The sequence below is a fragment of the Pseudomonas sp. 2957 genome (assembly GCF_031456345.1).
In the GTDB taxonomy this organism is placed as follows: Bacteria; Pseudomonadota; Gammaproteobacteria; order Pseudomonadales; family Pseudomonadaceae; genus Aquipseudomonas; species Aquipseudomonas siliginis.
This window is the reverse complement of the sequence record NZ_JAVDUL010000004.1, coordinates 650,793-664,503: the sequence shown is the minus strand read 5'-3', so window position 1 is coordinate 664,503 and position 13,711 is coordinate 650,793. Positions and strand designations below refer to the sequence as shown.

The window sequence follows — 13,711 nt, the reverse complement described above, 5'->3', positions numbered from 1 at the left end:
TTTGAGGGGCATCGCTTATGCCGGGCAGGCGTGCCTGCCCGGGCTGTTAATTTCCTTGCATGCGGACGTTCACTACCATGCTGATTGATCAGAAAATACCTTTAGGCCAGTACATCGCGGGCTTCGTCGAATGGTTGACGCAACACGGCGCCAACACCTTCGACGCAATCGCCGTGACACTGGAAACGATGATCCACGGCGTGACGTTTGCGCTGACCTGGTTCAACCCGTTGGTGCTGATTGGCCTGATTGCCATCATTGCCCATCTGATTCAACGCAAGTGGGGCCTGACCGCGTTCGTGGTTGCCTCGTTCCTGCTGATCCTCAACCTGGGGTACTGGCAGGAAACCATGGAAACCCTCGCCCAGGTGCTGTTCGCCACCCTGGTCTGCGTGTTGATCGGCGTGCCGCTGGGCATCGTCGCCGCGCACAAACCGATGTTCTACACCATGATGCGGCCGGTGCTCGATCTGATGCAGACCGTGCCGACCTTCGTTTACCTCATTCCTACCCTGACCCTCTTCGGGCTGGGTGTGGTACCGGGCCTGATCTCCACGGTGGTCTTCGCCATCGCGGCGCCGATCCGCCTGACCTACCTGGGCATCCGTGATGTCCCGCAAGAACTGATGGACGCCGGCAAGGCCTTCGGCTGCTCGCGTCGCCAATTGCTCTCAAGGATCGAATTGCCGCACGCCATGCCGAGCATCGCGGCGGGCATCACCCAGTGCATCATGCTGTCGCTGTCGATGGTGGTGATCGCGGCACTGGTCGGCGCCGACGGACTCGGCAAACCGGTGGTCAACGCACTGAACACTGCTGATATTGCGCTGGGCTTCGAAGCAGGCCTGGCAATCGTACTGCTGGCGATCATGCTCGACCGTATCTGCAAACAACCCGACGCCAAAGTAGGGGGTGACGCATGAGCATAATTCGCTTCGAAGATGTCGACGTAATCTTCTCCAAGGACCCGCGCGAGGCACTCAAGCTGCTCGATCAGGGCATGACCCGCAACGAGATCCTGAAGAAGACCGGTCAGATCGTCGGCGTGGAAAAAGCCACGCTGGACATCAACAAAGGCGAGATCTGCGTGCTGATGGGCCTGTCCGGCTCGGGCAAATCGAGCCTGCTGCGCTGCATCAACGGCCTCAACACCGTGAGCCGCGGCAAGCTGTTCGTCGAGCATGAAAACCGCCAGATCGACATCGCCTCCTGCACGCCCGCCGAGCTGAAGATGATGCGCACCAAGCGCATTGCGATGGTGTTCCAGAAGTTCGCCCTGATGCCTTGGCTGACAGTGCGCGAGAACATCAGTTTCGGTCTGGAGATGCAGGGCCGACCGGAGAAGGAACGCAAGAAACTGGTCGATGAAAAACTCGAACTGGTCGGCCTGACCCAATGGCGCAACAAGAAGCCTGATGAGCTATCCGGCGGCATGCAGCAGCGCGTCGGCCTCGCCCGCGCGCTGGCCATGGACGCCGACATTCTGCTGATGGACGAACCGTTCTCGGCCCTCGACCCGTTGATCCGCCAGGGTCTGCAGGATGAACTGCTGGAGCTGCAACGCAAGCTGAGCAAGACCATCGTGTTTGTGAGCCACGACCTCGATGAAGCACTCAAATTGGGTAGCCGCATCGCGATCATGAAAGACGGTCGGATCATCCAGTACAGCGTGCCGGAGGAAATCGTCCTCAACCCGGCGGACGACTATGTGCGCACCTTTGTCGCCCACACCAACCCGCTCAACGTGCTCTGCGGCCGCAGCCTGATGCGCACGCTGGACAAGTGCAAACGCATCAACGGCTCGGTGTGCCTCGATCCGGGCGGCGACTCGTGGCTGGACCTGGCCGAAGGCAACACCATCAAAGGCGCGCGGCAGAACGGCTCGGTGCTGAACCTGCAGAACTGGGCACCGGGGCAAGCGGTGGAAGGCCTGGAGCGCAAACCGACGCTGGTGGACTCGAACATCGGCATGCGTGACGCGCTGCAGATCCGTTATCAGACCGGCAACAAGCTGGTGCTGCACGATAACAATCATGTGGTGGGGATTCTGGGCGACAGCGAGTTGTATCACGCGTTGTTGGGCAAGAATCTGGGGTAATGCGCCAGGTGGGATAAAAAAAGGGATCGCGGTGAGCGATCCCTTTTTGTTGGGTCAGGAATAGCCCCTCACCCTAGCCCTCTCCCAGAGGGAGAGGGGACCGATCGGGGGATGCTGCAGATCTGCACCGACCTGATCTTGCTTTACCGAATCCATAATCGACTCGATCTTTCAGGTCAATGTACAACGCCAGACACCTCAGTCGGCTCCCTCTCCCTACGGGCGGTCCGACGTTTCGGGAGGGCTGGGGTGAGGGTCAGCTTTTGACTTTAGCTATAAACCCGCCCCAACAACTGCCGATGGCTTTCAAACTGATCCAGCACATCCCGCGTAATCTGCTCCGGCGTGAAGCCCATCAAGTCATAGTCCTGACTGCCATTGTGCAGATACACCTCAGCGCGGTAATAACGCTGACGCGCTTCATCGGACTGCGCCGATTCGGTCGGGGTCGCCAGATAACCATCCAGGCTCACTTCGTAAACGAAAGGGTTGCCCTCTTCCATCTCGACCCGCACGCCCATGCAACGCTTGGCCTTGCCCAGCAGCGTCTGCACTTCAATGCCCTGATTGCGCAATTGCGCCGCTGCATCTTCCAGCGCCGGAGTGACGTGCTTGTCCATGAAGCGCTGCACCACCGATTGGCTCGGCTGCAGATCCAGTTGCGTCAGGCGCTCGCTGAAACCACGGCGTCCGCGCTCGGCCAGTTGCGCTTGCTCCTGTTCGATCTGCACGTCCTGGCGCATCGCCTTGTGCAGGCCGAACATGAAGCAGATCAGCACCACCGAAAACGGCAGGCCGGCCAGCACCACCATGGTTTGCATGGCTTCGAAGTTGCCGGCGAACAGCAGGCCGATGGTCACCAGCGTGATCACCACCGACCAGAAGATCCGCAGCCAGTGCGGCGCGTCTTCGTCGACGTTGCCGCCCTTGCAGGAAAGATTCGCCATCATCACCGCGCCGGAGTCGGCCGGGGTCAGGAACAGCACGAAGCCGACAAAGATCGACACACCAATCACGACTTTCGACGCCGGATAATGCTCAAGCAACTGATAGATCGCCATCGACGGCTGTTCCAGCGCCGTCTTGCCCAGCTCCACCGCGCCCTGATTCATCACCAGATCCAGCGCCGAGTTGCCGAAGATCGACAGCCACGCCAAGGTGAAGCCCAGCGGAATCAGCAGCACGCCAGCGACCAGTTCACGCACGCTGCGGCCACGGGAAATCCGCGCAATGAACATGCCCACGAATGGCGCCCAGGAAATCCACCACGCCCAGTAGAACAGGGTCCACAGGCCCAACCAGCGATCGGACTTGGCGCTGTCGCCTTCATAGACGTACAGGTCGAAGGTCTTCAGCACCACGCCGTTGAGATAGTCGCCAATGTTCTGCACGAAGCCGTTGAGCAGATGCAGGGTCGGGCCGAACAGCAGGACGAAAATCAGCAGGCCGCTGAACAGCACGATGTTCAGGTTGGACAGACGACGGATGCCGTTTTCCACACCGGACACAGCGGCGATGGTCGCCACGGTGCTCATGACGATGATGACGATCAGCAGGTTGGTGTTGCTGTGCTCCATGCCGAACAGGTTTTCCAGCCCGGACGACACTTGCAGCGAGCCAATCCCCAGGTTGGTCACCAGACCCAGCAGGGTCACGAACATGCCGAAGCCATCCACCGCGTGCCCGGCAGCGCCTTTGACCCAACGCTCGCCGACCAATGGATACAGCGCCGAACGCAGGGCCAGCGGCTGGTTATGCCGATAGGCAAAATACGCCACGGCAAGGCCGACCAAAGCGTAGATCGCCCAGCCGTGCAGGCCCCAGTGCAGGAAGGTCAGTTGCACTGCCTGACGCGCGGCCATGTTGCTGGCCGAGGTGCCTTCCGGCGGATTGAAGTAGTGATCCAGCGGCTCGGACGCGCCGAAGTACAACAGCGAAATGCCGATACCCGACGAGAACAGCATCCCCGCCCAGGCGCCGTAACTGAAATCCGGGGTGTCGTCCTTGCTGCCCAGTTTGAGTTTGCCGTACGAGGAAAACGCCAGACCGACCACGAACACCAGGTAGGCGGCGATCACCACCATGTAGTACCAGCCGAAGCTGCGCGACAACCAGGCCTGGGCCATGCCCAACATTCTGCCGGCCTCTTGCGGGGCGATGATCAGAATGGCGGTCAACAACAGAATCAGCGCGGTCGAGGTGTAGAACACCCAACCGTTGACCGTCACCTTCTCGGGCGGGGTCTTTATTAGCGAGGCAGAACTCATGGCACAAATGCTCCAGGCAGTGCGAGAGAAGAACACAAGGCATCACGGAACCCGACCAATCGGTTAGTTGGCAGCCGACCGGCGGGTGATATAAAGACACTCCGAAAAAAGCCCGAACCTGCCGAAATGGCGTTGCGTATTCGCTTTCGTGGCCAGAGGCGACGGACGTTCATCCGAAACCTGGCCCCGAGCGTCTTGCCCTTTCAACACGTCCATCGAATCGCGAACCGCGCCATGCCCCGCGCAGGTTTCGAGCCGTTTCAGGTGTCGGTTTTTATCGTCATTACGTGTAGGAATTTTCTGTAGGCAGCGACGAATTGTCGCAGATCTTATTCTTTGTTGATTGAACGTTCAATCAAAACAAAATAGACTGGCCCTCAATCCGATCGGCGTCATTCGCCCCTCGGAAGGCCTAAGGAGATGTGCAAGATGCCCAAGGTCGGTATGCAACCCATCCGCCGCCAACAACTGATCGAAGCCACTTTGCAAGCGGTCGATCAGGTCGGAATGGGGGACGCCAGCATTGCGCTGATCGCCCGTTTGGCCGGTGTCTCGAATGGCATCATCAGTCATTACTTTCAGGACAAGAACGGCCTGATCGCCGCCACGATGCGGTACCTGATGACCGCCCTCAGCGAGAGCGTCACCGCGCGCCGTCAGGCGCTGGCAGATGACAGCCCACGGGCGCATCTGCAGGTGATCATCGAAGGCAACTTCGACGCCAGCCAGGTCAATGGCCCGGCAATGAAAACCTGGTTGGCCTTCTGGGCCACCAGCATGCACCAGCCGTCTTTGCACAGGTTGCAGCGGATCAACGATCACCGTCTGTATTCCAACCTGTGCTGCCAGTTCCGCCGTGTGCTGCCGCTCGAAGATGCGCGCAGCGCCGCCCGGGGTCTGGCAGCGTTGATTGACGGCTTGTGGTTGCGCGGCGCGCTGTCGGGAGACGCTTTCGACACGGCGCAGGCGCAACAGATCGCTTACGAATACATGGATTTCCAATTGGCCAAGAAGGTGAGCTAGAGCACACAGAAAATGCTCGGCCCCTGAACTCCACCGCAGCGTCATCGCGGTGGTCAACGCCAACCACCAATGCACTTGCGAGGACACTATGGCCCGTTTCGAACTGCAAAAACTCTACATCGATGGCGCGTACACCGACGCCGGCAGCGACGCCACCTTCGAAGCCATCAACCCGGCGAACGGTGAAGTCCTCGCACTGGTGCAACGTGCGACCAAAGACGACGTCGAGCGCGCCGTGGTCAGCGCCGAAAAGGGCCAGAAAATCTGGGCCGCGATGACCGCCATGGAGCGTTCGCGCATCCTGCGTCGCGCCGTTGACATCCTGCGCGAGCGCAACGATGAGCTGGCTGCGCTGGAAACCCTGGACACCGGCAAATCCTTCTCCGAAACCAAGTACGTCGACATCGTCACCGGCGCTGACGTGCTGGAATACTACGCAGGCCTGGTGCCCGCCATAGAAGGCGAGCAGATTCCGCTGCGTGACACCTCTTTCGTTTACACCCGTCGCGAGCCGCTGGGCGTGGTCGCCGGTATCGGCGCGTGGAACTACCCGATCCAGATCGCCCTGTGGAAATCCGCTCCAGCCTTGGCGGCCGGTAACGCGATGATCTTCAAGCCAAGTGAAGTCACCTCGCTGACTACTCTGAAACTGGCCGAGATCTACACCGAAGCCGGCGTACCGAACGGCGTGTTCAACGTCCTGACCGGCAGCGGCCGCGAAGTCGGCACCTGGCTGACCGAGCACCCGCGCATCGAGAAAATCTCCTTCACCGGTGGCACCGACACTGGCAAGAAAGTCATGGCCAGCGCTTCGGCTTCGTCGCTCAAAGACGTGACCATGGAACTGGGCGGCAAGTCGCCGCTGATCATCTGCGACGACGCCGACCTCGATCGCGCCGCCGACACGGCGATGATGGCCAACTTCTACAGCTCCGGTCAGGTCTGCACCAACGGCACTCGCGTATTCGTACCGGCGCATCTGAAAGCCGCGTTCGAGGCCAAGATCGTTGAGCGCGTTGCGCGCATCCGCGTCGGCAACCCGGAAGACGAAAACACCAACTTCGGTCCGCTGGTCAGCTTCGCCCACATGGAAAGCGTGCTGGCCTACATCGAAAAAGGTAAGGAACAAGGTGCCCGCGTCCTGTGCGGCGGTGGTCGCCTGACCGACGGCGAATTCGCCAAAGGCGCATTCGTTGCGCCCACCGTGTTCACCGACTGCACCGACGACATGACCATCGTTCGTGAAGAGATCTTTGGCCCGGTGATGGCGATCCTCTCCTACGAAACCGAAGAAGAAGTGATCCGCCGCGCCAACGACACCGACTTCGGCCTGGCCGCCGGTATCGTCACCAAAGACCTGAACCGCGCCCACCGCGTGATTCATCAACTGGAAGCCGGTATCTGCTGGATCAACGCCTGGGGCGAGTCCGACGCAAAAATGCCGGTCGGCGGCTACAAGCAGTCGGGTGTGGGCCGTGAGAACGGGATCAGCTCGCTGAATAACTTCACGCGCATCAAATCGGTACAGGTCGAACTGGGCGATTACGTTTCGGTGTTCTAAGACCCGAGATTTGCATTGCTCGCGAAGGCCTCTTCGCGGGCAAGCCCGCTCCCACAGGTTTGGAGTCGTCCACCCAATTTGTGGCAGCCCCCAATCCCTGTGGGAGCTGGCTTGCCAGCGATTCGAGTGCACAGCACTCGCCAAGGTCCGACCTGACCACTATCAAAGAGGGTGCATTCAATGTCCCAAGAATTCGACTACATCATCATCGGTGCCGGCTCGGCCGGTAACACCCTGGCGACCCGTCTGACTGAAGACGCTGGCGTCACCGTTCTGCTGCTCGAAGCAGGCGGCCCTGACTACCGCCTCGACTTCCGTACCCAGATGCCCGCCGCGCTGGCGTTCCCGCTGCAGGGGCGTCGCTACAACTGGGCTTACGAAACCGATCCAGAGCCACACATGGACGGTCGCCGTATGGAATGCGGTCGCGGCAAGGGCCTTGGCGGCTCTTCGCTGATCAACGGCATGTGCTACATCCGTGGCAACGCCATGGACTACGACGGCTGGGCGAAACTGCCGGGCCTGGAAGACTGGTCGTACCTCGATTGTCTGCCGTATTTCCGCAAAGCCGAAACCCGTGACATCGGCCCGAACGATTACCACGGTGGCGACGGCCCGGTCAGCGTGACCACGCCGAAAGCCGGCAACAACCCGCTGTTCCACGCCATGGTTGAAGCTGGCGTGCAGGCCGGTTACCCGCGTACCGAAGACCTCAACGGTTACCAGCAGGAAGGCTTCGGCCCGATGGACCGCACCGTGACGCCGAACGGCCGCCGTGCTTCCACCGCCCGTGGCTACCTCGACATCGCCAAAAAACGTTCGACCCTGACCATCGTCACCCACGCCCTGACCGACAAGATTCTCTTTGAAGGCAAGCGTGCGGTCGGCGTGCGTTACCTGATCGGTGACGCTGAAGAACGTGTTGAAGCCAAGGCGCGCAAGGAAGTCCTGCTGTGCTCCGGCGCCATCGCTTCGCCGCAGATTCTGCAGCGCTCCGGTGTCGGCCCGGCGAAACTGCTGGAAAGCCTCGACATCCCGGTGGTCCACGATCTGCCGGGCGTCGGTGAAAACCTGCAGGATCACCTCGAGCTGTACCTGCAATACGCCTGCACCCAACCGGTTTCGCTGTACCCGTCGCTGCTCTGGTACAACCAGCCGGCGATCGGTGCCGAGTGGCTGTTCAACGGCACCGGCATCGGCGCCAGCAACCAGTTCGAGGCCGGCGGTTTCATTCGTTCGCGTCCGGAATTCGAATGGCCGAACATCCAGTACCACTTCCTTCCGGTAGCGATTAACTACAACGGCAGCAACGGCGTGAAAGAACATGGTTTCCAGGCGCACATGGGCTCCATGCGCTCGCCGAGCCGTGGCCGCATCCAGGTCAAATCCAAGGATCCGCGCCAGCACCCGAGCATCCTCTTCAACTACATGGCCACCGAGCAGGACTGGCAGGAATTCCGCGACGGTATTCGCCTGACCCGCGAAATCATGCAGCAACCGGCTCTCGACGCGTTCCGTGGTCGCGAAATCAGCCCGGGCATCGAAGTGCAAACCGATGAGCAGCTCGACAAGTTCATCCGCGAGCACGCCGAAACCGCGTTCCACCCGTCCTGCTCGTGCAAGATGGGCACCGACGAGATGGCCGTGGTCGATGGCGAAGGTCGTGTGCACGGCATGCAGAGCCTGCGCGTGGTCGATGCCTCGATCATGCCGATCATCACCACCGGCAACCTCAACGCGCCGACGATCATGATGGCCGAGAAAATCGCCGACAAGATCCGTGGCCGCAAGCCGCTGCCGCGCAGCACCGCTGCTTATTACGTCGCGAACGGCGCACCGGTCAAAGGCAAGCCGATGCGGGATATCACCCCGGTTACGCAGTAAGTCGTAGTACCGAGGCGCCGCCTTCGCGAGCAGGCTCGCTCCCACACTGGATCTGTGGCATTCACAAATCCCCTGTGGGAGCGAGCCTGCTCGCGAAGAGGCCCTCACAGCAACACACAATTCCCCGCTGCACAGTAAATCCCCCTACACCCCCTCTTCACTTGATCCTACCCCCACGCAGGCCTACTCTAGACCTCGCGCAACCGTTTCACCCCTCCCCGCTGTCGCCATGCCGCTACTCCATTACAAGGAGGTTCCCGAATGTTCGATATCCACCCCCAGCTCAAGCAGCGCTTTGCTGCCTTGCGCACGGGCGCTGAATTTTTTTCCCTGCGGTATGTGCGCGAGTCCGGGCAGTTTCTGTCGGTGCGCAAGAACGTCGCCGAACCGCCTAGCCTGAGTCGCGATGAAGGGGCGATGCTCACCGTCCGGGTCAATGGCGTCGAAGCCTATGCGGCGACCAATGACCTCTCGCAACAAGGCCTGCAAGCCGCTCTCGAGCGCGCTGAGCAACAGGCCCGCCGGCTCAAGCCGCACGCCTTGCTCGATCTGCGCGAGCAGCCGCTTTCCAGCGATCGCGCTGATTATTTTTCACCCAATCTCGAACAGCCCTTCCCGTCCCTGAGCGAATGCTTCGATCTGCTCGGTGCGGAATCCGCCTCGGTGCCAAAGGATGAACGCCTGGTCAATTGGCAGGTGAGCATCGGCATCACCCATGTCGAGCAGATCTACCTGAGCAGCGCCGGTGCCGAATTGCGCCAGGCTCAGCGCTTCGTCTATCCGAGCCTCGACGTCACCGCCTACGACGGCAACGACAGCCAGACCCGCAGCCTCGGCCGCGAGAACTTCGGCCAGCAGGGTGGCGCCGATGTCATCAGCCGCTGCGGTCTGGTCGGTGCCGGTCCGCAAGTCGCCGACCAGGCCCTGCAACTGCTGCTCGCGCCGAACACCCCGCAAGGCCCGCGCGACTTGCTGCTGATGCCTGATCAGATGATGCTGCAGATCCATGAATCCATCGGTCACCCGCTGGAGCTCGACCGCATCCTCGGCGATGAGCGCAATTACGCCGGCACCAGTTTCGTCAAGACCAGCGATTTCGGCAGCCTGCAATACGGCTCGAATTTGCTCAACGTGACTTTCGACCCCGGCATCCCGGAAGAACTCGCCAGCTACGGCCATGACGACGACGGCACCGCGGCGAGCAAACAATTCCTGATTCGCGACGGCCTGTTGCTGCGACCACTGGGCGGAGCGCTGTCGCAATATCGCGCCGGCCTCGATGGCGTTGCCAACAGCCGCGCCTGCGGTTGGAACCGGCCGCCGATCGACCGCATGGCCAACCTCAACATCGAACCGGGTGATCAAACGCTGGAGCAGATGATCGGCGGTATCGAGCACGGCATTCTGATGAGCACCAACCGTTCGTGGTCGATCGACGATGCGCGCAACAAATTCCAGTTCGGCTGCGAATGGGGCCAGTTGATCGAGAATGGTGAACTGAAAGGCGTGGTAAAAAACCCCAACTACCGGGCGATTTCCGCGCACTTCTGGAAGAGCCTGCGCGCCGTCGGCGATGCCAGCACCGTCAAGGTGCTGGGCACGCCGAACTGCGGCAAGGGCGAACCGAACCAGGTGATTCGCGTCGGCCATGCTTCGCCGGCCTGCGTATTCAGCAACATTGATGTGTTTGGGGGAGACGCCTGATGAGCATTTCGAAGCGTCAGTCCGACGCCTTCAAGGTCATGGTCAACTGGCTGCGCGACAGCGTGCGCGAGCCGGAACAGTTCACGCTCAGCTACGCCGCCGAAGCCTCGGCGTTCGTGCGCTTCAATCACGCCAAGGTGCGCCAGGCCGGGCAAGTGCAGCAGGCCAACGTCGGCCTGAAACTGATCAACGACGGTCGCCACGCCGACCTGCAGATCACCTTGTCCGGGGATCAGGAAGCCGATCTGCAACGGCTCGCCGAAGGCCTGCAACAATTGCGCGAAACCTTGCCGCTGCTGCCGCAGGACCCGTACTTGCTGCTCAATCACAACAGCTGGCAGAGCACGCACGTACAAGCGCATCCGCTGCCGGACACCGAAGATGTCGTCGGGCAAATCTGCGCCGCCGCTGAAGGTCTCGATCTGGTCGGTTTTTATGCTGCCGGTCCGATCAGCCGTGGCTTTGCCAGCTCCGCTGGCGCGTTCGGCTGGCATGAAGCCAACAGCTTCAATTTCGATTTCAGCCTGTTCCACGAAAACGGCGAAGCGGTGAAGGCCAGCTATGCCGGCCACGATTGGAGCGACGAGGGCTTCGCCCGGCGTTTCGCCCAGGCACGCGAACAGCTGGAGTTTCTCGGCCGACCGTTACGCACCCTGGCACCGGGGCAGTACCGCGCCTATCTGGCACCGGCGGCACTGGAAGAAATCATGGGCATGCTCAGTTGGGGCGGGTTCTCGGCGCAATCGATCGCCAGCAAGAGCAGCCCGTTACAGAAGCTCTACGTCGGCGATCAGGCATTCAGCCCGTTGCTGTCGCTGGATGAAAAAGTCAGCGAGTCCCTGAGCCCGGCGTTTTCCGCCGAGGGTTATCCGCGCAGCGATCTGCGTCTGATCATCGAAGGCAAGGCCGGCGATCAACTGGTCGGCTCGCGCAGCGCCGCCGAATATGGTCTGGCGGCGAACGGTGCGGGCGGCGGCGAGATGCCCAGTGCGTTGAACATGGCCGCCGGTGATCTGTCGCAGCAAGAGATCCTCAAGCAGTTGGGCACCGGGCTGTATATCAGCAACCTGTGGTATCTGAACTACTCGGATCAACCGGCGGCGCGCATGACCGGCATGACCCGCTTCGCGACCTTCTGGGTCGAGAACGGCGAAATCCAGGCGCCGGTCAGCACCATGCGCTTTGACGATAGCGCCTACAACCTGCTCGGTTCGCAGTTGGAGGCACTGACCACCGAGCGTGAGCTGCTGCTGTCGGCGAGTACGTACAGCCAGCGCAATACCTCGTCATCGCTGTTGCCGGGGGCGCTGGTCAGCCGGTTGACCCTGACCCTCTGACGGCGATCGTTCCCACGCTCCGCGTGGGAATGCAGCCCGGGACGCTCCGCGTCCCAGCCAAAAGCGGACGCAGAGCGTCCGTTGAGGCATTCCCACGCAGAGCGTGGGAACGATCATCAAACAGACCACAAGAGGTTCCATGCCCAACCGCCCGCCTCTCGACGCCATCACCGCCCGCTGGTTGCCGTGGGTCGTCGCCATTGCGTTCTTCATGCAGTCCCTCGACGGGACCATCCTCAATACCGCGCTGCCGGCCATGGCCAGCGATCTGGCCGAAGACCCGTTGCGCATGCAGGGTGTGATCATCGCCTACATGCTCACCGTGGCCCTGCTGATCCCGGCCTCTGGCTGGATCGCCGACCGCTTCGGCACCAAGAAAATCTTCTTCGGCGCGATTCTGCTGTTCAGCTTCGGCTCGTTGCTCTGCGCGTTATCCAGCAGCCTGAGCATGCTTATCGGCGCACGGGTGATCCAGGGCCTCGGCGGTGCGCTGATGTTGCCGGTCGGGCGGCTGGTGGTGCTGCGTGCGTACCCGCGCTCGGAACTGGTGCGGATCATGGGTTTCATCACCATTCCCGGCCTGCTCGGCCCGCTGATCGGCCCGACCATGGGCGGCTGGATGGTGGAATACGTGACGTGGCACTGGATCTTCCTGATCAATCTGCCGGTCGGGGTGATCGGTTGCTACGCGGTGTGGAAATTCATCCCCGACCTGCGCGGCACGGAGCGCACCCGCTTCGATAGCCTCGGCTTTCTGCTGTTCGGCGCGGCGATGATCCTCATCACCATCGCCATGGAAGGTCTTGGCGAACTGCACCTGCCGCACCTGCGGGTGATGTTGCTGCTGTTCGCCGGCATGGCCTGTCTGGCGGCGTACTGGCTGCGCGCCGGGCATATCGAGAACCCGTTGTTTGCGCCTTCATTGTTCAAGACCCGCACTTTCGCCGTAGGCATCCTCGGTAACCTGTTCGCGCGACTGGGCAGCGGCGCCCTGCCGTTTCTGGTGCCGCTGCTGCTGCAAGTGGCCTTGGGTTACTCGCCGTCGCAAGCCGGGATGAGCATGTTGCCGCTGGCCGCTGCGGCGATGGTCGCCAAGTGGGTCGCGCGGCCGCTGATCGAACGCCTCGGCTATCGCATCGTCCTCACCGGCAACACCCTGGCGTTGGGGATCATGCTGGCGAGCATGGGCCTGGTCAGCGAGCAGACGCCGTACTGGCTGCTGCTGTGCCTGCTGGCGGTGCTGGGGGCAATCAACTCGCTGCAATTCACCGCGATGAATACGGTGACGCTGATCGACCTCGACGATGCCAGCGCCAGCAGCGGCAACAGTTTGCTGTCGGTGGTCGCGCAATTGTCGCTGAGCCTCGGCGTGGCCTGCGCCGGTGCGCTGCTTGGTGGCTTCACTGCGAAGGTCGGCAATGATGGCGTGGAAACCGTACTCGGCGCGTTCCAGCTGACCTTCGTCACGGTCGGCGTGATGGCGATGCTGGCGGCGACGATCTTCTCGCAACTGTCGAAGGAAGACGGGCGCCGGGCGAAACGTCCACAAGAACACATCGAACACTGATTCTGCTGAAGGAGTTCTTTGACTTCTGTGGCGAGGGGATTTATCCCCGCTGGGTTGCGCAGCAGCCCCAAAAAGGTTGGATGCGGTCAGCCTGATGAATCGAGGTGGCAGGTATTGGGGGTGCTGCGCACCCCATCGGGGATAAATCCCCTCGCCACAGATAAATCCCCTCGCCACAGGTAATCCCTGCCTCGGGTTCAATCGCTGTTCGTCCAGAACTGTCGAGGAAACCGGCACGGGGCTGCTACACTGCGCGACATTTTGTTTTGC

General features: G+C 61.3%; 9 protein-coding genes. 8 read left to right on the top strand and 1 reads right to left on the bottom strand.

Annotated features, from left to right (window positions below; genetic code table 11):
- Window positions 1-77 precede the first annotated feature (77 nt).
- Together choW and choV are read left to right on the top strand one after the other, a co-directional pair.
- Window positions 78-923 (top strand): choline ABC transporter permease subunit, encoded by an 846-nt coding sequence (gene choW, locus J2Y39_RS17690; RefSeq protein ID WP_016772805.1) that lies wholly within the window; start codon window positions 78-80, stop codon window positions 921-923.
- A complete protein-coding gene (gene choV, locus J2Y39_RS17685) occupies window positions 920-2,098 on the top strand; it encodes a choline ABC transporter ATP-binding protein (protein WP_016772804.1) in 1,179 nt (392 codons plus the stop codon). Before choW ends, choV begins: the two co-directional genes overlap by 4 nt.
- A 269-nt stretch (window positions 2,099-2,367) precedes the next feature.
- Here the strand turns inward: choV and J2Y39_RS17680 are convergent, their stop codons facing one another.
- Window positions 2,368-4,308 carry a BCCT family transporter gene (locus tag J2Y39_RS17680; protein ID WP_224787278.1) on the bottom strand — a complete coding sequence of 647 codons (1,941 nt, stop codon included), beginning with the start codon at window positions 4,306-4,308 and terminating at the stop codon, window positions 2,368-2,370.
- A 486-nt stretch (window positions 4,309-4,794) separates the two neighbouring features.
- Here J2Y39_RS17680 and betI point away from each other — a divergent pair, with 486 nt between their 5' ends.
- From betI to mdtD, 6 genes are all read left to right on the top strand, one after another.
- Window positions 4,795-5,388, top strand: a complete 594-nt coding sequence (gene betI / locus J2Y39_RS17675; protein ID WP_008085771.1) for a transcriptional regulator BetI — start codon at window positions 4,795-4,797, stop codon at window positions 5,386-5,388.
- Window positions 5,389-5,476: 88 nt separating this feature from the next.
- On the top strand, window positions 5,477-6,949 hold the full coding sequence (betB, locus tag J2Y39_RS17670; protein WP_039757620.1) for a betaine-aldehyde dehydrogenase: 1,473 nt from the start codon (window positions 5,477-5,479) through the stop codon (window positions 6,947-6,949).
- 180 nt (window positions 6,950-7,129) lie between these two features.
- The gene (betA, locus tag J2Y39_RS17665) at window positions 7,130-8,833 is read left to right on the top strand and encodes a choline dehydrogenase (protein ID WP_310218937.1); all 1,704 of its coding nucleotides are present in this window, start codon (window positions 7,130-7,132) and stop codon (window positions 8,831-8,833) included.
- A gap of 261 nt (window positions 8,834-9,094) precedes the next feature.
- Window positions 9,095-10,537 carry a TldD/PmbA family protein gene (locus J2Y39_RS17660; protein WP_310218935.1) on the top strand — a complete coding sequence of 481 codons (1,443 nt, stop codon included), beginning with the start codon at window positions 9,095-9,097 and terminating at the stop codon, window positions 10,535-10,537.
- On the top strand, window positions 10,537-11,874 hold the full coding sequence (locus J2Y39_RS17655) for a TldD/PmbA family protein (RefSeq protein ID WP_056786510.1): 1,338 nt from the start codon (window positions 10,537-10,539) through the stop codon (window positions 11,872-11,874). Before J2Y39_RS17660 ends, J2Y39_RS17655 begins: the two co-directional genes overlap by 1 nt.
- 139 nt (window positions 11,875-12,013) lie before the next feature.
- The gene (gene mdtD, locus J2Y39_RS17650; RefSeq protein ID WP_056786508.1) at window positions 12,014-13,441 is read left to right on the top strand and encodes a multidrug transporter subunit MdtD; all 1,428 of its coding nucleotides are present in this window, start codon (window positions 12,014-12,016) and stop codon (window positions 13,439-13,441) included.
- Window positions 13,442-13,711: the final 270 nt, after the last annotated feature.

What these genes read in the sequence shown, in the direction of transcription:
- J2Y39_RS17655 (WP_056786510.1), top strand. Translation starts at nt 10,537, where the DNA reads ATGAGCATTTCGAAGCGTCAGTCCGACGCCTTCAAGGTCATGGTCAAC.
- choW (WP_016772805.1), top strand. Translation starts at nt 78, where the DNA reads ATGCTGATTGATCAGAAAATACCTTTAGGCCAGTACATCGCGGGCTTC.
- betI (WP_008085771.1), top strand. Translation starts at nt 4,795, where the DNA reads ATGCCCAAGGTCGGTATGCAACCCATCCGCCGCCAACAACTGATCGAA.
- betB (WP_039757620.1), top strand. Translation starts at nt 5,477, where the DNA reads ATGGCCCGTTTCGAACTGCAAAAACTCTACATCGATGGCGCGTACACC.
- J2Y39_RS17660 (WP_310218935.1), top strand. Translation starts at nt 9,095, where the DNA reads ATGTTCGATATCCACCCCCAGCTCAAGCAGCGCTTTGCTGCCTTGCGC.
- betA (WP_310218937.1), top strand. Translation starts at nt 7,130, where the DNA reads ATGTCCCAAGAATTCGACTACATCATCATCGGTGCCGGCTCGGCCGGT.
- choV (WP_016772804.1), top strand. Translation starts at nt 920, where the DNA reads ATGAGCATAATTCGCTTCGAAGATGTCGACGTAATCTTCTCCAAGGAC.
- mdtD (WP_056786508.1), top strand. Translation starts at nt 12,014, where the DNA reads ATGCCCAACCGCCCGCCTCTCGACGCCATCACCGCCCGCTGGTTGCCG.